18 protein-coding genes are annotated in these 19,854 nt (G+C 76.5%); 10 read left to right on the forward strand and 8 right to left on the reverse strand.

What is annotated here, in order from left to right; translation table 11 throughout:
* The first annotated feature begins 273 nt into the window (after positions 1–273).
* Positions 274–942, forward strand: coding sequence for a response regulator (locus ACHZ99_RS09525; protein ID WP_420303969.1), 669 nt, complete (start codon positions 274–276; stop codon positions 940–942).
* A gap of 146 nt (positions 943–1,088) precedes the next feature.
* Here the strand turns inward: ACHZ99_RS09525 and ACHZ99_RS09530 are convergent, their stop codons facing one another.
* From ACHZ99_RS09530 to ACHZ99_RS09540, 3 genes are all read right to left on the reverse strand, one after another.
* Entirely contained in the window at positions 1,089–1,754 is a 666-nt protein-coding gene (locus ACHZ99_RS09530; protein ID WP_420303970.1) for a response regulator, read from the reverse strand.
* Positions 1,751–2,698: a sensor histidine kinase gene (locus tag ACHZ99_RS09535; protein WP_420303971.1), complete on the reverse strand. Its 948-nt coding sequence runs from the start codon at positions 2,696–2,698 to the stop codon at positions 1,751–1,753. Before ACHZ99_RS09535 ends, ACHZ99_RS09530 begins: the two co-directional genes overlap by 4 nt.
* A gap of 104 nt (positions 2,699–2,802) precedes the next feature.
* Entirely contained in the window at positions 2,803–4,035 is a 1,233-nt protein-coding gene (locus ACHZ99_RS09540; RefSeq protein ID WP_420303972.1) for a sensor histidine kinase, read from the reverse strand.
* Between the two features lie 184 nt (positions 4,036–4,219).
* Here ACHZ99_RS09540 and ACHZ99_RS09545 point away from each other — a divergent pair, with 184 nt between their 5' ends.
* Both ACHZ99_RS09545 and ACHZ99_RS09550 read left to right on the forward strand, forming a co-directional pair.
* Positions 4,220–5,080, forward strand: a complete 861-nt coding sequence (locus tag ACHZ99_RS09545; protein WP_420303973.1) for a TIM barrel protein — start codon at positions 4,220–4,222, stop codon at positions 5,078–5,080.
* Entirely contained in the window at positions 5,077–6,000 is a 924-nt protein-coding gene (locus ACHZ99_RS09550) for a 2-hydroxy-3-oxopropionate reductase (RefSeq protein WP_420303974.1), read from the forward strand. Before ACHZ99_RS09545 ends, ACHZ99_RS09550 begins: the two co-directional genes overlap by 4 nt.
* Positions 6,001–6,108: 108 nt before the next feature.
* Here the strand turns inward: ACHZ99_RS09550 and gcl are convergent, their stop codons facing one another.
* Positions 6,109–7,896 carry a glyoxylate carboligase gene (gcl, locus tag ACHZ99_RS09555; RefSeq protein WP_420303975.1) on the reverse strand — a complete coding sequence of 596 codons (1,788 nt, stop codon included), beginning with the start codon at positions 7,894–7,896 and terminating at the stop codon, positions 6,109–6,111.
* Positions 7,897–8,043: 147 nt separating this feature from the next.
* On the opposite strand from gcl, the gene ACHZ99_RS09560 reads away from it, so the two are divergent.
* The 4 genes from ACHZ99_RS09560 to ACHZ99_RS09575 all read left to right on the forward strand — a co-directional run bounded on the left by ACHZ99_RS09560 (position 8,044) and on the right by ACHZ99_RS09575 (position 12,456).
* Positions 8,044–8,835 carry a hypothetical protein gene (locus ACHZ99_RS09560; protein ID WP_420303976.1) on the forward strand — a complete coding sequence of 264 codons (792 nt, stop codon included), beginning with the start codon at positions 8,044–8,046 and terminating at the stop codon, positions 8,833–8,835.
* Between the two features lie 120 nt (positions 8,836–8,955).
* Positions 8,956–10,497: a sensor histidine kinase gene (locus tag ACHZ99_RS09565; RefSeq protein ID WP_420303977.1), complete on the forward strand. Its 1,542-nt coding sequence runs from the start codon at positions 8,956–8,958 to the stop codon at positions 10,495–10,497.
* A 210-nt stretch (positions 10,498–10,707) separates the two neighbouring features.
* Positions 10,708–11,427 carry a response regulator transcription factor gene (locus ACHZ99_RS09570; protein ID WP_420303978.1) on the forward strand — a complete coding sequence of 240 codons (720 nt, stop codon included), beginning with the start codon at positions 10,708–10,710 and terminating at the stop codon, positions 11,425–11,427.
* Positions 11,428–11,451: 24 nt separating this feature from the next.
* The gene (locus tag ACHZ99_RS09575) at positions 11,452–12,456 is read left to right on the forward strand and encodes an MsnO8 family LLM class oxidoreductase (protein WP_420303979.1); all 1,005 of its coding nucleotides are present in this window, start codon (positions 11,452–11,454) and stop codon (positions 12,454–12,456) included.
* A 9-nt stretch (positions 12,457–12,465) separates the two neighbouring features.
* Here ACHZ99_RS09575 and ACHZ99_RS09580 read toward each other — a convergent pair whose 3' ends face one another.
* The 3 genes from ACHZ99_RS09580 to ACHZ99_RS09590 are packed head-to-tail and all read right to left on the reverse strand — an operon-like array spanning position 12,466 to position 16,524.
* A complete protein-coding gene (locus ACHZ99_RS09580; RefSeq protein ID WP_420303980.1) occupies positions 12,466–13,209 on the reverse strand; it encodes an MBL fold metallo-hydrolase in 744 nt (247 codons plus the stop codon).
* Between the two features lie 28 nt (positions 13,210–13,237).
* Positions 13,238–14,854: an AMP-binding protein gene (locus ACHZ99_RS09585; protein WP_420303981.1), complete on the reverse strand. Its 1,617-nt coding sequence runs from the start codon at positions 14,852–14,854 to the stop codon at positions 13,238–13,240.
* Positions 14,851–16,524 (reverse strand): AMP-binding protein, encoded by a 1,674-nt coding sequence (locus ACHZ99_RS09590; protein WP_420303982.1) that lies wholly within the window; start codon positions 16,522–16,524, stop codon positions 14,851–14,853. Before ACHZ99_RS09590 ends, ACHZ99_RS09585 begins: the two co-directional genes overlap by 4 nt.
* Before the next feature lie 130 nt (positions 16,525–16,654).
* Here ACHZ99_RS09590 and ACHZ99_RS09595 point away from each other — a divergent pair, with 130 nt between their 5' ends.
* A complete protein-coding gene (locus ACHZ99_RS09595; RefSeq protein WP_420303983.1) occupies positions 16,655–17,506 on the forward strand; it encodes a response regulator transcription factor in 852 nt (283 codons plus the stop codon).
* Positions 17,507–17,525: 19 nt separating this feature from the next.
* Here the strand turns inward: ACHZ99_RS09595 and ACHZ99_RS09600 are convergent, their stop codons facing one another.
* A complete protein-coding gene (locus tag ACHZ99_RS09600) occupies positions 17,526–17,876 on the reverse strand; it encodes a VOC family protein (RefSeq protein ID WP_420303984.1) in 351 nt (116 codons plus the stop codon).
* 188 nt (positions 17,877–18,064) lie between these two features.
* Here ACHZ99_RS09600 and ACHZ99_RS09605 point away from each other — a divergent pair, with 188 nt between their 5' ends.
* Together ACHZ99_RS09605 and ACHZ99_RS09610 are read left to right on the forward strand one after the other, a co-directional pair.
* Positions 18,065–19,234, forward strand: a complete 1,170-nt coding sequence (locus ACHZ99_RS09605) for a methyltransferase (RefSeq protein ID WP_420303985.1) — start codon at positions 18,065–18,067, stop codon at positions 19,232–19,234.
* Positions 19,235–19,410: 176 nt separating this feature from the next.
* Complete coding sequence (locus ACHZ99_RS09610; protein ID WP_420303986.1) at positions 19,411–19,794, forward strand: SAV_915 family protein; 384 nt, start codon at positions 19,411–19,413, stop codon at positions 19,792–19,794.
* The last annotated feature ends 60 nt before the right edge of the window (positions 19,795–19,854 follow it).

The raw sequence follows: 19,854 nt of genomic DNA on the forward strand, positions 1-19,854 counted from the left end.
GTCGCGAGAGGCCGCCGGGCGACGGGCGGTGGCGAGCGGCGTGACTGGGCCTCACGCCGGCTCCCGCCCGTGCCCCGGCCGGCCGCGGCACCGTACGCCGGTCCGAAACGGCGTGCGGCCCGCGGGACTCGCGGCCGTACGGGCCCCTTCCCCCGGTTCGCGTGGCGGGGGAAGGGGCCCACCCCTGGCCGGAGTTGCACCCCCCGTGACGGGCCGGTGACGCACCGCCGGGTATCGTCACGCCCGGAGGGGCCGGGGACGGGGCGGGTGCACATGTCGATCCGAGTCGTGGTCGCCGACGACCAGGCGCTCCTGCGCGGGAGCTTCCGGGTGCTGGTCGAGACGGCACCCGGGCTGAGCGTCGTGGGCGAGGCGGCGACCGGGGCGGAGGCGGTCGCGCAGGCGGCGGCGGAGCTGCCGGACGTGGTGCTGATGGACGTACGGATGCCGGAGGTCGACGGGATCGAGGCGACCCGGCGGATCTGCGGGTCCCCGGCGACGGCCGGGGTGCGGGTGCTGATCGTGACGATGTTCGACCTCGACGAGTACGTCTACGGGGCGCTGCGCGCCGGCGCGAGCGGCTTCCTGCTCAAGGACACCCCGCCGGCGGAGCTGCTGCGCGCGATCCGCGTGGTGGCCCGCGGGCAGGCGCTGCTGGCGCCGTCGGTGACGCAGCGGCTGATCCGGCACTTCAGGCGGCTGCCGGAGCCGCTGCCGGACCTGCCGCGGGATCTGACGCGGGTGACGGTGCGGGAGCAGGAGGTGCTGGTGCTGGTGGCGCGGGGGCTGGCGAACGGGGAGATCGCCGACCGGCTGGGGCTGAGCCTGCCGACGGTGAAGTCGCACGTGAGCCATCTGCTGACGAAGCTGGACGCCCGCGACCGCATCCAGCTGGTCATCACCGCGTACGAGACCGGCCTGGTGACCCCCGCCCGCCGCTGACCCGCCGGGGCGGGCGCCGGATCCGCGGGCCGCTCACTCGCCCAGCCCCGCCTCCCGCGCCCGCAGCATCGCCGCTATCCGGTCCTGCACCCCCAAGTCAACCCCCTCCCCCACCCCGCCGGACGGGAGCCCGGTCCACAGGCCGCTCACTCCCCCAGCCCCGCCTCCCGCGCCCGCAGCATCGCCGCTATCCGGTCCTGCACCCCCAGCTTCGCGAAGATGTTCGAGATGTGATTCCGCACGGTCTTCTCCGACAACACCAGCTCCCGCGCGATCCGCCGGTTGTTGTAACTCCGCGCGATCAGGTCCAGCACCTCCCGCTCCCGCTGCGTCAGCTGCGGAAACGCCCGTCCCGCCGGGACCGTGTGCAGCGCCGAGAAGTAGCGGCTCAGCCGCTCCGCCACCGCCGGGCTGAACACCGCGCCCCCCGCCGCCACGCACCGCACCGCGCCCAGCAGCTCCGCCCGCGACGCCCCCTTGTCCAGATACCCGTACGCCCCGGCGCGCAGCGCCGCGACCACCGCGTCGTCCTCCACCGACGCCGACATCACCAGCACCCGCGGCGGCGCCGAGCCGCCCCGGCACGGGGAGTTCAGCTGCCGCGTCGCCTCCACCCCCGAGCAGCCCGGCAGGTGCAGGTCCATCAGCACCACGTCGACCCGCACGTCCGGCTCCGCCAGCGCCGTCAGCGCCTCCTCCCCCGCCCCCGACTCCCCCGCGATCTCCAGGTCCGGCACGTGCTCCAGCGCCACCCGCACCCCGTCCCGGAACACCGGGTGGTCGTCGACCACGTACACCCGCACCGCGCTCACGCCTGCCCTCCCGGCAGCACCGCGCGCACCAGCGTCCCGTGCGGCAGGTCCGTGCGCGGCAGGATCCGCAGCGTGCCGCCCACCTCCTCCGCCCGCCGCACCATGGACGCGATGCCCAGGCCCACCGGGCGCCGCGGCGGGCGGCCGGCGCCGTCGTCGGCGATGTCCAGGCGCAGCGCCGTGGCCGAGGTCCAGACCCCGAGCAGGACGGTACGGGCCGCGGCGTGCCGCAGCGCGTTGGTCAGCCCCTCGGCGGCGATGCGGTACGCGGCGACCTCCACCGCCGGGTGCAGCGCGCGGAGCCGGCGCGGCACCCGGGCCCGTACCTCCGTGCCGGGGCCGTCGTGGCGGGCGGCGAGCCGGACGAGTGCGCCGGCGAGCCCGGCCTCGGCCAGGTCGGGGGGCCGCAGGTCGTCGATGACCGAGCGGATCTCGGCGCCCAGGCCGGCGGCCGTGCGGGCGGCGTCGGCGACGAGCCGGCGGCCGGCGGGCGCGTCCGCGAGCAGCTCCGCCGCGGTCTCCAGCCGCAGCCGGATGCTGGCGAGGTCGCCGCCGATGCCGTCGTGCAGGTCGCGGCGGAGCCGGTGCCGCTCGGCCTCGCGGGCGGCGACGACGGCCTCGCCGCGGTGGCGCAGCTCCTCGCGGAGCACCAGCGCGGCGATCATCGGGGCCAGTTGGTCCACGTACGTGTCGAGGCCGCAGCCGCGCGGCGGCGCGTGGCAGCTGAACACCCCGTAGACCTCGCCCTGGTGGACCAGGGGCCGGCGCACCGCCGGGGGCGCGGGCTCGCCGGCGCGGACGCGGCAACCGTCCGCGGCGCCGCGGCCGGCGGTGCGCAGGGTGGCGCCGGCGGCGCCGAGGTGGGCGACCGCCAGTTCGCAGGCGAGCGTGGCCGCCTCCGCCGGCCGCACGTCGTCGCGGAGGCGTGCGGCGAGTATCCGCAACGCCGACTGAGCGCCCGGCTCGGGGCGCTCCCTTACTACGGCATGGGTCTCCACCGGGTCACCATCGCTTCCCCCCCGCCTTCTGTGCGTGTCCGTTCCCGGGCTCAGCCGCCCGGCACGACCGACCGGACCCCGTTTCCGGCCGCGGGCTCGTACGGCAGCCGGGCCGCGACCCGGTATCCGCCGCCGGCCGCCGGGCCCGCGTCGAGCACCCCGCCGTACATGGCGGCCCGTTCGCGCATGCCGACGAGGCCGTGGCCGCCGTCCGGCTCCGCGTCCCGGGCGGCCGGGGCGCGGCCGTCGTCGGTCACCTCGACCCGTACGTCCGTGCCGTCCGCCTCGACGGTGACGCGGCAGCGCGCCACGCCGGCGTGCTTGACCACGTTCGTCAGCGACTCCTGCGCGATGCGGTAGACCGACAGGCCCACGCCGGCGGGCACGTCGTCGAGCCCGCCGGTTCTCAGCTCCACCGCGACGCCCGCGGCGCGCACCCGCTCGACGAGCGCGCCGAGGCCGGCGACGCCCGGGGCCGGGCCGAGGCTCTGCGGGCCCGGGCAGGGGTCGGTGCGGGCGCCGGTGTCGACGCGCAGCAGCCGCAGCATGCTGCGCAGCTCCGTCAGCGCCTCGCGGCTGAGGGTTTCGATGGCCCGCAGCGACTCGGCGACCTCGGCGGGCCGCTCGGCCGCCACGTGGTTGGCCACCGACGCCTTGACCGCGATCAGCCCGATGCTGTGCGTCACGACGTCGTGCAACTCCCGCGCCACCCGCAGCCGTTCGCCGGCGACCGCGCGCAGCGCCAGCTCCTCCGCGGCCCGGGCGGCGGCCAGCCGCCGGTCCCGTACCACCCGCCCGGCGAGCCAGGCGGAGGCGGGCAGCAGCACCGCGACGGCCGGCGCCGCGGGGTGGACGGGGACGCCGCCGACCAGCGCGGCGGCGGCCAGGCACAGCGGCCCGGCGGCCAGCACGGCGGCCACCGTGCGGGCGTCCACGTCCCGGCGCGGCTGGGTGAGCGCCAGCGGGTAGAGCGTGTACGCGACGGCGGCGAACCCCGCGGCGCCCCAGCCGAGCGGCCACGCCGCCACCGCCACCGCGAGGCCCGTACCGAGGGCGGGCAGCGGGTATAAGCGGCGCAGCGCGGGCGCGACGGCCGTGGCCGCGGCGACGAGGGCGACGAGCCACCCCGGCGGCTCCGCCCGCGCGGGCAGCGGCGCGAGCGCGGCCAGCACCGCCAGGCCGGCGAACCCGGCGGCGGCGAGCAGGTCCTGCGGCGCCGGCCCGCCGCGCCACCGCGGCGGGTGGCGCCGGGCCGCGTCCGAGTCGCTTCCGTCGCTGTGCACGGGAGGACCATAGACGGCACGGGGTGCCGGGCGCCTCCTTCCCGAGTAGGTCATCCTCACGCACGATAGGCGCCGCAGCACGGTCGGTGACATCGCCGGGCCTTGACAGCGCTCGCATCGACCCGGCAGCCTTTCCGTCATCCAGAAGCACACTTCCGAGTTACGGAAGGAATACGCACTCCTCATGGGCTTCGGCGACCACCGCTACACCGTGAACCTCTCGATCCTCTTCACCGAGCTCCCGCTGCTCGAACGCCCCGCCGCGGCGGCCGCGGCCGGCTTCGACGCCGTCGAGCTGTGGTGGCCGTGGCCCGGCACGCCCGTCCCCGACCGGGCGGAACTCGACGCCCTGCGCGCCGCGCTGGACGCCGCCGGCACCCGGCTGACCGGGCTCAACTTCTACGCCGGCCGGCTGCCCGGGCCCGACCGCGGCGCGCTCTCCGTACCCGGCACGGAGTCCGAGCGCTTCCGCGCCAACCTCGACGTCGCCGCCGGCTTCGCCGCCGCCACCGGCTGCACCGCGCTCAACGCCCTCTACGGCAACCGCGTCGAGGGCGTCCCCGCCGCCGAACAGGACCGGCTGGCGCTGGCGAACCTGACGCTCGCCGCCCGCGCCGCGGACCGGGCCGGCGCCGTCCTGCTCATCGAGGCCCTGGGCGCGGCCGAGTCCCCGCACTACCCGCTGCTCGACGCGCCGTCCGCGGCCGCGCTCGCGGAGCGGGTCGACGCGGCCTCCGGCACCGGCAACGCCCGCCTCCTGATGGACCTCTACCACCTGTCCCGGAACGGCGCGGACCTGGAGCAGGTCATCGACGCCCACACCGGCCGCACCGGCCACGTCCAGATCGCCGACGACCCCGGCCGCGGCGCCCCCGGCACCGGCACGCTGCCGCTGGCGGCGCTGCTGGACCGGCTGGCGCGCGCCGGGTACGACGGGCACGTGGGGCTGGAGTACAAGCCGGGCGACCGGCCGAGCGCCGAGTCCTTCGGCTGGCTGCCCCGCCGGCCCGGATCCGAGTCCGAAGAGAGAGGCACCACCCCATGACCACGAACTCCGCGGCCGACCCGGCCGACCCGGCCGACCGCCCGTCGATCGCCTGGATCGGCCTCGGCATCATGGGCTCCCCCATGGCCGAGAACCTGATCGCGGCGGGCTTCCCGGTCACCGGCCACACCCGGCGGCAGGACAAGCTGGACCGGCTGGCGAAGGCCGGCGGCACCGCCGCCGGGTCCATCGCCGAGGCCGTCGCCGGCGCGGACGTGATCATCACGATGGTCCCCGCGTCACCGGAGGTCGAGGCCGTCGCGTACGGCCCCGGGGGCATCCTGGCGCACGCCCGGCCCGGCGCGCTGCTCGTCGACATGTCCTCGATCACCCCGCAGACCTCCGTGGACCTGGCGGGGAAGGCCGCCGAGCGGGGGATCCGGGTGCTCGACGCGCCCGTCTCGGGCGGCGAGGCCGGGGCCGTCGAGGGGGCGCTGTCCATCATGGTCGGCGGCGAGCGGGCCGACTTCGAGCGGGCCCGGCCGGTCTTCGAGGCGCTGGGCCGGACGGTCGTGCACTGCGGGCCGCACGGCGCCGGCCAGACGGTCAAGGCCGCGAACCAGCTGATCGTCGCGGTCAACATCCAGGCGTGCGCCGAGGCCGTGGTCTTCCTGGAGAAGTCGGGCGTGGACCTGCCCTCCGCCCTCGACGTGCTCGGCGGCGGCCTGGCCGGCTCCACCGTGCTGGCCCGCAAGCGGGACAGCTTCCTCGACCGCGACTTCCGCCCCGGCTTCCGCGTCGACCTGCACCACAAGGACCTGGGCATCGTCACCGACGCGGCCCGCGAGGTCGGCGCCGCGCTGCCGGCCGGCGCGCTCGTCGCGCAGCTCGTCGCCGCGCTGCGCGCCCAGGGCGACGGGGACCTGGACCACTCCGCGCTGCTGCGGGGGGTGGAGCGCCTCTCGGGCCGGGAGGTCTGACCCGGACGCGGACGCGGACGGCGAAGGACGGCCCTCACCCCCCGTCCGGGGCGAGGGCCGTCCGCTCGTACGCGACCGGCGGCCCGGCCGCCCGGCCGCCCGGCCGCGTCAGCTCTTCAGCGGCAGGATCGCCGTGGGGGCGTGCCACGGCTCGGTGGCCTGCTCCTCCCACTCGCGGACGTCGCCGATGTCCGCCGTGGTGCTCATGGCGATGTTGGTGACCCGCTCCAGGATCACCTCCACCACCACCGGCACCCGGTGCTCCGCCGCCAGCCGCCGCGCCGCCGCGAACGCCGCGCCCAGCCCGCCCGGTTCGGTGACCCGGATCGCCTTGCAGCCCAGGCCCTCGGCGACCTTGACGTGGTCGACGCCGTAGCCGCCCAGCTCCGGCGAGTTGACGTTCTCGAACTCCAGGTTGACCTGGAAGTCCAGGTCGAGGCCCAGCTGCGCCTGCCGGATCAGGCCCAGGTAGGAGTTGTTGACGAGCACGTGCACGTACGGGATGCGGTGCTGCGCCCCGACCGCCAGCTCCTCCACGAGGAACTGGAAGTCGTAGTCCCCGGAGAGCCCCACGACCAGCGCCTCGGGGTCGGCCGTGGCGACGCCGAGGGCGGCGGGCACGGTCCAGCCGAGCGGGCCGGCCTGGCCGCAGTTGATCCAGTGCCGCGGCCGGTAGACGTGCAGCAGCTGGGCGCCGGCGATCTGGGAGAGGCCGATGGCCGTGACGTAGCGGGTGTCCGGGCCGAAGGCCCTGTTCATCTCCTCGTAGACCCGCTGCGGCTTCACCGGCACGTCGTCGAAGTGCGTCCGGCGCTGCATCGTCGCCTTGCGCTCCTGGGTGGCGGCGGCCCACGCGGCGCGGTCCGGCAGCCGGCCGGCGGCGCGCAGCTCGCGGGCGACCTCGGTGAAGCGGCCGAGCGCGGCGCCGGCGTCGGAGGCGATGCCGTAGTCGGGGGCGAAGACCCGGCCGATCTGGGTGGGTTCGACGTCGACGTGCACGAAGGTGCGGCCCGCGGTGTAGACGTCGAGCCGGTAGCCGGTGTGGCGGTTGGCCCAGCGGTTGCCGACGCCGAGGACGAAGTCGGCGGCGAGGAGGTTCTCGTTGCCGTAGCGGTGGGCGGTCTGCAGCCCGGCCATGCCGGCGTGCAGCGGGTGGTCGTCGGGAAGCGCGCCCCAGCCCATCAGGGTCGGCACGACGGGCGTGCCGGTCAGCTCCGCGAACTCCACCAGCGCATCGCTCGCGTCGGCGCCGAGGACGCCGCCGCCGGCGACGATCAGCGGGCGCTCGGCCGCGCACAGCATGGCGACGGCCTTCTCGGCCTGCGCGCGGGTGGCGGCGGGGCGGTGGGCGGGCAGCGGCGCGTACGTGTCCGGGTCGAACTCGATCTCGGCGAGCTGGACGTCGACGGGCAGGTCGACCAGCACCGGCCCGGGGCGGCCGGAGCGCATCAGGTGGAACGCCTGCTGGAAGACGCCGGGCACCTGCGCGGCCTCCCGGACGGTGGTGGCCTTCTTGGCGACGGGGGCGGCGATCGCCGCGATGTCGACGGCCTGGAAGTCCTCCTTGTGGAGCACGGCCGTGGGGGCCTGGCCGGTGACGCAGAGGATCGGGACGGAGTCGCCGGCCGCCGAGTACAGCCCGGTGATCATGTCGGTGCCCGCGGGACCCGAGGTGCCGACGCACACGCCGATGTTGCCGGGCGCGGCACGGGTGTAGCCCTCGGCCATGTGCGAGGCGCCCTCGACGTGCCGGGCGAGCACGTGGTCGACGCCGCCGGCGGCCTTGAGGGCCGCGTAGAACGGGTTGATCGCCGCTCCGGGGACGCCGAAGGCGACCGTCACGCCTTCCTTCCGGAGGATCTCCACCGCCGCGCGCGCGGCTGTCATACGAGGCATCGCGGCACCTTTTTCCGTATCATGGAATCAGTATTCTGGAATACGGAAGCAATCTAGAAGCGTCACAAGACGGCGTCAAGAGCCGGATTCGTGGGGGATGCTGGAGTGCGGAACCGACCACCGGCCGAGGAACCAGGAGCACTTCCCATGCCCGAGAGCGTGCCGGTGCGCTGCCCGGCCTGCCGGCGCGAGCACGCGTACACCCCGAGCACGTTCCCCTGCGCCTGCGGCGCCCCGCTGACGCTGCCGCTGCTGCGCGGCGGGGTGCCGGTCGAGCTGCGGCACCGCACCTGGCGGGACTCCTGGGTGACCCTGCGCTGCCCCGTCTGCCACCGGCGCGACGAGTGGCCGCGGCCGGAGCTGGCGTGCGACTGCGGCGCGGTGGTACGGCTCCCGGTCGCCGCGGCGCCGGTCCGCCGCCCGCGCCCGGGGCCGGCGTCCCCGGCACCCCCGGCGTCCCCGGCTTCCCCGCCGCCACCGGCAACGCCACCTCCCCCGGCACCTTCACCGGCCCCGGCGCCTTCACCGCCGCCGGCGGACGGGCGGCGGCCGGCGTTCCGGCCGGTGACGATCCGCAACACCGCCGACGCCGTCACCGCCGCGGCCCGGTACCTGCACTGGCTGGGCTTCACGGACCTGGTGAAGAACGAGGACCGGCCCGCGTCCGGCGTCGACGTACGCGGCGCGGGCGTGGTCGCCCACGTCGACCCGACCACGACGCCGATGGCGCTCCGGGACGTCGAGTGCGTGTGGCTCAACGGCCTCAACGCCTCGGCCCTCGCCGTCTTCTTCGCCCTCGCCGGCTACACCCGCGAGGCCCGCGCCCGGGCGGACGAGCTGCGCCTGCCCCTGTACGTGATGGACCTGACGGGCACCCCGCAGCCGGTCAACGACCCGGCGGAGGAGCTGGCCCGCGGGGGCGCGGCGCAGGCGGGCTGACCTCCGGCGGCGGGCCGCGGGGCGACCAAAGTATGCGGCCGGGCCGCCGCGGTCGTACGAAGGTCGCGGCCCCGCCGCGCGGAAGGTCCGCACCGGCCAAGCGGCCGTAGATTGGCCGGTATGCCCCGCACCGCCCCGGAGACCCGCACCGCTCCCGCGCCCCGCCCCGCCGGCCCGGCCCGGCGGGACCGGCTCGCCGACGCCGGACTCGTCCTCTTCGCCGGGGCCTTCTCACTGGTCTCCGCCGACTCGGTGCTGCCCGAGGACGGCGCCGGCGTCTCGGACAACGTGCTCTTCGCGGAGGCGGTGGCCGCCGGCGTGGCGTGCCTCGCGCTGCTGCTGCGCCGCCGCTGGCCGGTGCCGCTCGCGGTGGCGATGCTCGCCGCCGACTCCTTCGGCCACTTCTACATCGGCCCGACGCTGGTGGCGCTCTTCACCGTCGCGGCGCACCGCCCGCCGCGTATCACCGGCTGGATCGCGGCGCTGGTCTTCGCCCGGCTGGTGGGGTTCGTCGCGTCCGCCCCGGACCCGGAGGACCCGCGGACCGGCGCGGGGGTGGCGTACTTCGCGCTGGTCGCCGCCGCGATGGTGTGGGGTCTGTTCCTGCGCTCCCGGCGCCAGCTCGTCGCCTCGCTGCGCGAGCGCGCCGAGCAGGCGGAGGCGGACGCGGCGCTGCGCGCGGAGCAGGCGCAGCGGCGGGCACGGGAGGAGATCGCGCGGGAGATGCACGACGTGCTGGCACACCGGTTGTCGCTGCTGAGCGTGCACGCGGGGGCGCTGGAGTTCAACCCGGGCGCCCCGGCGGCGGAGGTCGCCCGCGCGGCGGGGGTGATACGGGACAGCGCGCACGAGGCGTTGCAGGATCTGCGGGACGTGATCGGCGTGCTGCGGGCGCCGGCGGGCGCGGACTCCGGCGCGGGCGGGGGCGCGGAGGCGGGGGCCGGGCGGCCGCAGCCGACGCTGGGGGACGTGGGGCGGCTGGTGGCGGAGGCGGGAGAGGCGGGGATGCGGATCGCGTACGCCGAGGACGTCGCGGCGCCGGAGGCGGTGCCGGCGGCAACGGGGCGTACGGCGTACCGGATCGTGCAGGAGGGCCTGACGAACGCGCGCAAACACGCGCCGGGCGCGGAGGTCGCCGTGGCGCTGACGAGCAGCCCGGAGGCGGGGCTGACGGTGTCGGTGCGCAACCCGCTGCCGGGCGGCGACCCGGCGCGGCGACCGGGTGCGAAGGGCGGCCGGCCCGCGGCGGGCGGTCACCCGGCGGACGGGCACGACCGGGGTCCGTCCGGGGACGGCCGTACGGTCCCGGAGGCCAGGGGGCCGGGGCCGGGCGCGGCCGGCGGCCGGACCGCGGGTTCCGGGCACCCGGTCCGCGAGACCGGCCCGGTTGCGTCCGCCGGCGGCCGCCCCGTGACCGGGGCCGGCGGACCAGGGGTGGGCGCGGTCTGCGGCCGTCCGGTTGAAGCCGGTCATCCGGTGCGCGAGGCCGAGCCGGGGCCGGTCAACGGCGCCGCGGGACGCATCCCCGGCGCAGGGCAGGGGCTCATCGGTCTCACCGAACGCGCCGCGCTGGCCGGCGGATGGCTGACACACGGGGCCGACGCCGACGGCTTCCACCTGCGCGCCTGGCTCCCCTGCGGCCGCCCGCCCGGTACGGAGTAGGCCCCGTCAGCGCCCCGCGCGCACCCGCTCCCGCGGCGAAGCCGCCGGGCGGCCGGGGCAGCGGCTGCGGCGGCCTCATCCCCGGCGCAGGGCAAGGGTGCACCGGGCTACCCGAAAGCGGCGCGGCCCGGACGGCGGCGGCTTCCACCTGCCCGCCCGGCTCCCCCCTGCTCGCACCATCCCCCGGCCCCGCCCGGCTAGGGTTGCCGCGTGTCCGACCCGACCTCCGACCGCACCGCCGACCCCGCGGACCGCGTCACCGTCCTTCTCGTCGACGACGACCCCCTCGTCCGCGCCGGGCTGCGCCTCATGCTCGGCGGGGCCCCCGACGTCGCCGTCGTCGGCGAGGCCGCCGACGGCGGCGAGGTGCCGGCGCTCGTCGCCGCGCACGCGCCCGACGTCGTGCTCATGGACATCCGCATGCCGCGGCTCGACGGCCTCGCCGCGACCGAGGCGCTGCGCCGGCGCCCCGACCCGCCGGAGGTGCTCGTGCTGACGACGTTCCACACCGACGAGCACGTGCTGCGCGCCCTGCGCGCCGGCGCCGCCGGGTTCGTCCTCAAGGACACCCCGCCCGCGGAGATCGTCGAGGCCGTCCGCAAGGTCGCCGCCGGCGAACCCGCCCTGTCGCCCGCGGTCATCCGGCAGCTCATCGCCCAGGTCTCCGGCCCCGGCGGCGGGCCGGACGGCCCCGGGCGGGCCGCGGACCGGGCCCGCCGCCGGCTCGCCGCGCTCGGCGAGCGCGAGCGGGAGGTGGCCGTGGCCGTCGGCCGCGGGCGGTCCAACGCCGAGATCGCCGCCGAGCTGTACATGAGCGTGCCCACCGTGAAGACGCACGTCTCGCGCATCCTCACCAAGCTGGACCTCAACAACCGCGTGCAGATCGCCCTGCTGGTCCACGACGCCGGCGAGGCGTCCGGGGAATCCTGAGCCGTCCGCGGTGTTGTACGGATCATGGACATCCCGCTCTCCGTGCTCGACCGGTCCCTGCGGCACGACGGCCAGGACCCGGCCGCCGCCCTGCGCCGCACCGTCCGCTTCGCGCGGGAGGCCGAGGAGTTCGGCTACCACCGGTTCTGGGTCTCCGAGCACCACAGCGTTCCCGGCGTCGCCGGCTCCGCGCCGACCGTGCTGGCCGCGGCCGTCGCCGCCGCGACGTCCCGGATCCGGGTGGGCACCGGGGGCGTGATGCTGCCCAACCACCGGCCGCTGGTGGTCGCCGAGCAGTTCGGGGTGCTGGGCTCGCTGTTCCCGGACCGGATCGACATGGGGCTCGGCCGCTCGCTGGGGTTCACCGACGGCATCCGCCGCGCGCTCGGCCACGGCACGGCCGAGGCGGCGGACTTCGGGGCGGCGCTGGCGGAGCTGCTGCGCTGGTTCGAGGGGGCGCAGCCGGCGTATCCGGGGGTGCACGCCGTACCGGCGGAGGGGCTGCGGATCCCGGCGTACGTGCTGGCCGTCGACGGCGGCGCCGACATCGCCGCCGCACACGGGCTGCCGCTGGTGATCGGCGCGGGCCGGCGGCCGGAGAAGATGCTGCGGGCCGTCGAGCGCTACCGCGCGGCGTTCACGCCCTCGGCGCAGGAGGCGGCGCCGCACGTGATCGTGGCGCTCGCCGCCGCCGTCGCCGACTCGCCGGCCGGGGCCGCCGACCTGCTGCTGCCGGAGGCGTGGGCGACGGTGTGGTCGCGCACCCGCGGGGAGTTCCCGCCGCTGGCGGAGGCGGCGGCGATACGGGCCCGTACGCTCACCGAACGCGAGGCGCGCTACCTCGACGAGGCCCGGCAGTCGCAGGTGTCCGGCACCGGCGCGCAGGTCGCCGGGGCCCTCGGGGAACTGGTCGCGGCGAGCGGCGCCGACGAGCTCCTGGTCTCCCTGCACACCCCCGACGAGGACGCCCGGCTGGAGTCCTTCCGGCGGCTGGCGGAGCTGAAGATCCCGGCGCCCGCCCGGCGCTGACGGCCCGTCCTACAGCTCCACCGCCTCCCCCGGCCGCGGCAGCCGCAGCCGGTGGCCGAGGCCCGCCGCCTCGAACGCGGCGACCAGCGAACCGGCGCCCTGGGTGACGTGCCCCCAGTGCTCGAAGTGCAGTGGCACCACGTCGTGCGCCCCCAGCACGGCCGCCGCCGCGGCGGCGTGCTCGCTGGTCAGGGTGGCGTGCGCGGCGCCGGGCAGCGGGAGCCGCGCGGCGCCGGCGAAGAGCACGGCGACGTCCACCGGGCCGAGCCGGGCGGCGATCGTACGGACCACGTCGAGCGAGGCGTTGTCGCCGCTGACGTAGACCGTGGGCAGGTCCTCGCCGGTGAGGACGAAGCCGGTGACCTCGCCGCCGGGCGGCCCGGGCCGCGCGGGCACGGCGGTGACGCGGACCCGCCCCCCGCCGCCGACGGTGTACGACTCCCACGCCGGCAGCGCCCGCACCGGCCCGCCCAGCCGCTCCGCGGCCGACGCCGTGGACAGCACCAGCGGCGCGGCGGCGGCGCACTCGCGCCCGGCCCGGTCGAGGTGGTCGGGGTGCTGGTCGTGGGAGAGCAGCACCGCGTCGACCGGGCCGAGTTCGGCCGGGGTGAGCGCCGGGCCCGCGGTCTTCACCAGCCGCCCGTCGCCGGCCGGGTACGCGCCGGGCGGGTCGAAGGTCGGGTCCGTCAGCAGCCGGACCCCGCCGAGCCGGAGCAGCGCGGTGGGCCCGCCGACGTAGTGCAAGATCGTCATGGTGGTGCCAAGGACCCGCTGGCCGCCGCTATTCCGCGGCACTGAACTGCTCCCGCAGCTCGACCTTCCGCACCTTTCCGCTGACCGTCATCGGGAACTCCTCCACGATCCGCAGATGCCGGGGGATCTTGTAGTGGGCGAGCCGGTTCTCGCAGTAGTGCGCCAGCTCGCGCCGGGACAGCGCGTGTCCCGGGTCGCTGAGGATCACGCAGGCGAGGATCTCCTCGCCGTACTTCTCGTCCGGCACGCCCACCACCTGCACGTCGGCGATCTTGGGGTGGGTGTGCAGGAACTCCTCGATCTCGCGCGGGTAGACGTTCTCCCCGCCCCTTATGATCATGTCCTTGATCCGGCCGACGATCTCCACGCAGCCGTCCTCGCGCATCCGCGCCAGGTCGCCGGTGTGCATCCAGCGGCCGGCGTCGATCACCTCGGCGGTGCGCTCGGGCTGCTCCCAGTAGCCCTGCATGACGCTGTAGCCGCGGGTGCACAGCTCGCCGGCGGTGCCGCGGGGCGCGGTGACGCCGGTGACCGGGTCGACGACCTTGACCTCGACGTGCGGCAGGACGCGGCCGACGGTGGCGGTGCGGCGCTCCAGGTCGTCGTCGGGGCGGGTCTGGATGGAGACGGGGGAGGTCTCGGTCATGCCGTAGCAGATGGTCACCTCCGCCATGTGCATCTCGTTCACGACCCGCTTCATCACCTCCACCGGGCACGGCGAGCCGGCCATGATCCCGGTGCGCAGCGACGTCAGGTCGTAGAGCGCGAAGTCCGGCAGGCCCAGCTCGGCGACGAACATCGTCGGCACCCCGTACAGCGAGGTGCAGCGCTCCTGCTCGACGGCCGCGAGGGTGGCGGCGGCGTCGAAGGAGGGGCCGGGGACGACCATGCAGGCGCCGTGGCTGGTGGCCGCGAGGTTGCCCATGACCATGCCGAAGCAGTGGTAGAAGGGGACGGGGATGCAGATGCGGTCCCGCTCGGTGTAGTTCAGCGTCTCGCCGACGAAGAAGCCGTTGTTGAGGATGCTGTGGTGCGACAGGGTCGCGCCCTTGGCGAAGCCGGTGGTGCCGGAGGTGTACTGGATGTTGACCGGGTCGTCGCAGGAGAGCATCGCCTCGCGCTCGCGGACCCGCTCCGCGGGCACCTTGCGGCCGGCCTCGATGAGCCGGCCCCAGCCGGCGTCGCCGATGTAGAAGACGTTGCGCAGGGCCGGGCAGCTGCCGCGCACCTGCTCGACCATCCGCCGGTAGTCGGTGGTCCGGTGCGCCAGCGAGGCGACCAGCAGCGAGATGCCGGACTGGTTGAGCACGTACTCCAGCTCGTGCACCCGGTTGGCGGGGTTGATGGTGACCATCACCGCGCCGATGCGGGCCGAGGCGTACTGCACGAGCACCCACTCCGGGCAGTTGACCGCCCAGATGCCGACGCGCTCGCCCTTGGCGACGCCGCGGGCGAGCAGCCCGCGCGCCACCTCGTCGACGGCGGCGCCGAACTCCGCGTACGTCCAGCGCCGGCCGGACGCCACGTCGACGAGGGCCTCGCGGTCGGGGTGGGCGGCGATGGCCCGGTCCAGGTTGGCGCCGATGGTGTCCCCCAGCAGCGCGGTGGTGCCGGTGCCCCCGGCGTAGGACGGCTCTGCGGTCACGTGTGGTCCTCCTCGCGGTACTCGTCGGCGGATCCGGCGGCGGTCGCCTCGCGCAGCTGCACGCGGCGGATCTTGCCGGAGACGGTCTTGGGCAGGTCGGCGAACTCCAGCCGCCGGACGCGCTGGTACGGGGCGAGCACGGCGCGGGAGTGCGCGAAGATCTCCTTCGCCGCGGCGGGGCCCGGCTCCCAGCCGGCGGCGAGCACGACGTACGCCTTGGGCACGGCCAGCCGCAGCGGATCGGGCGCGGGCACCACGGCGGCCTCGGCGACGGCCTCGTGCTCCAGCAGCGCGCTCTCCAGCTCGAAGGGGCTGATCTTGTAGTCGCTGGCCTTGAAGACGTCGTCGCTGCGGCCGATGTACGTGAGGTAGCCCTCGGCGTCGCGGGCGGCGATGTCGCCGGTGCGGTAGTAGCCGCCGGCCATGGCCTCGGCGGTGCGCTGCGCGTCGCCCTCGTAGCCCGTCATCAGGCCCACGGGGCGCGCGGTCAGGTCGAGGCAGATCTCGCCCTCGTCGGCGGGTTCGCCGCTGACGGGGTCCAGGAGCACGACGTCGTATCCGGGAGTGGGACGGCCCATGGAGCCCAGCTTGACGCGCTGCCCCGGGGGGTTGGCGATCTGCACGGCGGTCTCGGTCTGGCCGAAGCCGTCGCGGATGGTCAGGTTCCAGGCCCGGCGGACGGCCTCGATGACCTCCGGGTTGAGGGGCTCACCTGCGGCGACGGCCTCGCGCGGCGGGCGGGCCAGGGTACTCAGGTCGGACTGGACGAGCATGCGCCAGACGGTGGGCGGGGCGCAGAAAGTTGTCACGCCGGCGCGGTCCATGGCGGCCAGCAGGGAGGCGGCGTCGAAGCGGGCGTAGTTGTACAGGAAGACGGTCGCCTCCGCGTTCCAGGGCGCGAAGAGGTTGGACCAGGCGTGCTTGGCCCAGCCGGGCGAGGAGATGTTCAGGTGCACGTCGCCGGGGCGGATGCCGATCCAGTACATCGTCGCCAGGTGGCCGACCGGGTACGAGACATGGGTGTGCTCGACGAGTTTCGGGCGCGCGGTGGTGCCGGAGGTGAAGTAGAGCATGAGGGTGTCGCCGGCGGCGGTCGGGCCGTCCGGGACGAAGACGGCGGAGGCGCCGTAGGCGTCCTCGTACGGCAGCCAGCCCGCGGAGCTGCCGCCGGCGGAGATGCGGGTGTAGTCGCCGGGCACGTCGGCGAACTTGGCCTCGTCGGCGGCGCGTACGAGGACGTGGCGGGCCCGGCCGCGGCCGATCCGGTCGGCGAGGTCGGCCGGGCCGAGGAGGGGCGTGGCGGGGATGACGACGGCGCGCAGCTTCATGGCGGCGAGCGCGGTCTCCCACAGCTCGGCCTGGTTGCCGAGCATGACGACGATCCGGTCGCCGGCGCGCACGCCCTGGGCGCGCAACCAGTTCGCGACCCGGTTCGAGCGCTCCCTCATTTGAGTGAATGTCAGCCGCGTCTCCCGGCCGTCCTCCTCCACGATGTGGAGGGCCGTGCGGTCGTTTCCCTCGGCGACGGCGTCGAACCAGTCGAGCGCCCAGTTGAAGCGCTCCGGCCTGGGCCAGGAGAAGCCGGCGCGGGCGGCGGCGTAGTCCTCCCGGTGCCGCAGCAGGAAGTCCCGGGCGGACCGGAAGTCCGCGGTCGGATTCGGTGCCGTCACATGTCCTCCTCGTACGGCGGCGGCTCGCTAGCATCGTGCTGCGAGTGACGTACGCCTCACTACCCCCGTACGGGGGTGCCCTGACACCGGCCCCGCCGGTGATCCCCGTCAGCACCAGGGAGCGAGCGAGATGCCGGAGACCGCGGACGCAGCGGAGGTGCGCGGCGCGCTGGCCCGGCTGCGCCGGGGCGGCGGAGTCCCCGTCGCCTTCGGCGGGCTGCTCACGGACGGCGGCCGGAAGCTGCGGATCAGCGAGCTGAGCGGGACGGTGACGCTGTCCCTGCAGGGCCTGGGGGTGACCACGGGCAACGGCCTGGGCGGCAAGGCCATCGCCTTCTCCCGCCCCTGCGCCGTCACCGACTACACCTCGTCCCGCGCCATCAGCCACGAGTACGACGGCCCGGTGGGCGCCGAGGGGCTGCGCTCGGTGCTGGCGGTGCCCGTGGTGGTGCGCGGCCGGGTGCGCGCCGTGCTCTACGGGGCCCTGCGCGACTCGCTGCCGCTGGGCGACCGGTCGCTGACCGCCGCGGTGGAGACGGCCCGGCACCTGGAGCAGACCCTCGCCGTACGGGACGAGGCCCGCCGGCTGCTCGCCGTCGCCACGCCCACCGCGCAGCGGGCGGCGGACCCGGCGGCCTGGGAGAACGTCCGCACGGCCCACCGGGACCTGCGGACGCTGGCGCCGCGGATAGCGGACGAGGAGCTGCGCGCGGAACTGCTGTCGCTCTGCGACCGGCTGGCGTCGGCGGCCGTCACGGTGACCCCGCCGGCCGCCGGGCCGGAGCGCACGGTGCTGGCACCGCGCGAGCTGGACGTGCTGGCGTGCGTGGCGACGGGCGCGACGAACGCGGCCACGGGCGAGCGGCTGGGGCTGCGGCCGGAGACGGTCAAGAGCTACCTGCGCTCCGCGATGCGCAAGCTCGGGACGCACACCCGGCTGGAGGCGGTGACCGCCGCGCGCCGGGCGGGACTGCTGCCGTAGCCCCGCGCGCCGCGGTACGTCAGCGGAGGTGCCCGACGACGTTGACCACCTTCCCGTCGGGGTCGCGGACGAAGAACCGCCGCACGCCCCACTCCTCGTCGGTCAGCGGGTGCACGATGTCCGCGCCCGCGGCGCGCATCGCCGCGTGCGCCGCGTCGACGTCACCGACCTCGATGCTCATGTCCGGCTCCACCGGCGCGGAGGCGTCCCGGTCCATGAAGATCAGCTGCGCGGTGGGGTTGTCGGGTGCGGCCAGGGCCATCACCCAGCCCAGGTTCATCACCTCCTCGAAGCCCAGCCGCCCGTAGAACTCGCGGCTGGCCTCGAACGACTCGGCCTTGATGTCGGGTACGACCCTTCTGATGCCCATGCCGCGGAGGCTACCGGCCGCCGCCGACAGCGCCGGGCAGGCGGCGCACCCCGGGGCGGCGGGGGCGCACACGCCCGGCACACCGCGCACCTCCGCGCGGGGACGGCGGCCCGCGCGCGTCGGGGGCGCACGGCAGCACAGGCGGCCCCGGGGGCGACGCCGCGGCGGCCGGGCGGGAAAATGGGGTCGTGGTCGAACATCCCCGGCTGAACTGGACCGCGGACGGGCGCGCGCGAACCGCCCGCTGGTACACCACCGCGGGCGACACCCCGCCGCCGCCGCGGGTGGTCGCCGCGGACGACAAGATGTGCGCCGACATCGCGTACCGGCTGGTGTGCGAGGGCACGGCCGTCCTCTGGCAGGGCGACTACCACGGCGGGCGCCAGCTCCTCGCCGCGCTGGGCCGCCGCATCGACCGCCGCTCGGCCCGCCGCGGCCGGCGCCCGGCCGCACCGGCGGGCGGCCGGGAGTCCGGCCCGGCGGACGCCTTCCACCGGCACCGGCAGGCCCGGGGCCACCGGGCGCGCCTCCTCGGCATGCTGCTGGTGCCGCTCGCGCCCGGCCCGCGGGGGGCGGCCGTGCCGCTGCGCCGGGCGCCCGACGTCGCCGACGCGGTGGCCGGGGCGTACGGGCCGGTGGCCGAGCCCGGCGCGGTGGCGCTGCGCGAGCTGCTCGGCGCGGTGGGGGCGCACGAGTGGCGCCGCAAGGGCGTGGAGGTACCCGCGCTGGGCGCCCGCGTGCACCCGCACTACGGGGTGTTCTCGCCGGTGCGCGGCGAGTACGTGGACCTCGTCGCCGAGGCGCCGCTGCCGTCGAAGTCGCTGGCGTTCGACGTGGGCACCGGCACCGGCGTGCTCGCCGCGGTGCTGGCGCGGCGCGGGGTGGAGCGGGTCGTCGCCGTCGACACCGACCCGCGCGCGCTGGCGTGCGCCCGCGACAACGTCGAACGGCTGGGCCTGGGCGAGCAGGTCGAGGTGGCGGCCGGGGACCTGTTCCCGCCGGGGCGCGCGCCGCTGGTCGTCTGCAACCCGCCCTGGCTGCCCGCGAAGCCGACCGCCGCGCTGGAGCGCGCCGTGTACGACCCGGGCGGCGGCATGCTCCGCGGCTTCCTCGCGGGCCTCGGCGCGCATCTGGAACCGGGCGGCGAGGGGTGGCTCATCCTGTCCGACCTGGCCGAGCACCTGGGACTGCGCGAGCGCGCGGAGCTGCTGGCGGCGATCGAGGCGGGCGGCCTGCGGGTCGCCGCCCGGCACGACACCCGGCCCCGGCACCGCCGGGCGACGGACCCGTCGGACCCGCTGCACGCGGCGCGGGCGGCGGAGGTGACGTCGCTGTGGCGGCTGACGGCGGCGGGCTGAGCGGCGCCGTCAGCCCGGAGGCCGCACCCCCGGCGTCCGGCATGTGGACGGCCCGTACCTCGCGATCCCGTGCCTGGATGGCGCCAACCAGGCGTTCTCCGCGGCGGGTCCGGCGGCGCCGTCTCGCATGCCGGAATCCGGGTGCCGGCCGGGGCGGAGCCCCGTACCGTCGTCATGTGGACTCCTCCGGACACACCCCCGCCCCGCAACGCCGGCCCCGGCTGTACGTCCCCGTGCTCGACGGCACCCGGGGTATGCGGCTGCGGATGTTCCGTACCCCGCTGGGCACCCGGACGGCGGTGGCGTTCACCAGTGAGGCGGCGCTGCGCCGCGCGCTGGGGCCGGAGCAGGAGTGGGTACGCCTCGGGGAGCCGGCGCTGCGCGCGCTGACCGCGCCGCTGGGCGCCGACCGGATCACGGTGGACCCGCTGCTGACCGCCCGCCGGCCGTACGCCCCCGCGGCGGAGGCGCCGGAGCCGCAGGCGGAGGGCGAGCCGCCGCCACCGCGGCGGCGGACGCCGCCGGCGGCGCCGACGGCGCGGGAGCCGGCGGCGCGCTGAGCCCCGCTAGTACTCCAGCAGTGGTTTGTGTCTTGACCTGCGGTGATGCGGGATGGTGGG

It is taken from the genome of Streptomyces sp. MAR4 CNX-425 (assembly GCF_048656465.1).
Taxonomy (GTDB): Bacteria; Actinomycetota; Actinomycetes; order Streptomycetales; family Streptomycetaceae; genus Streptomyces.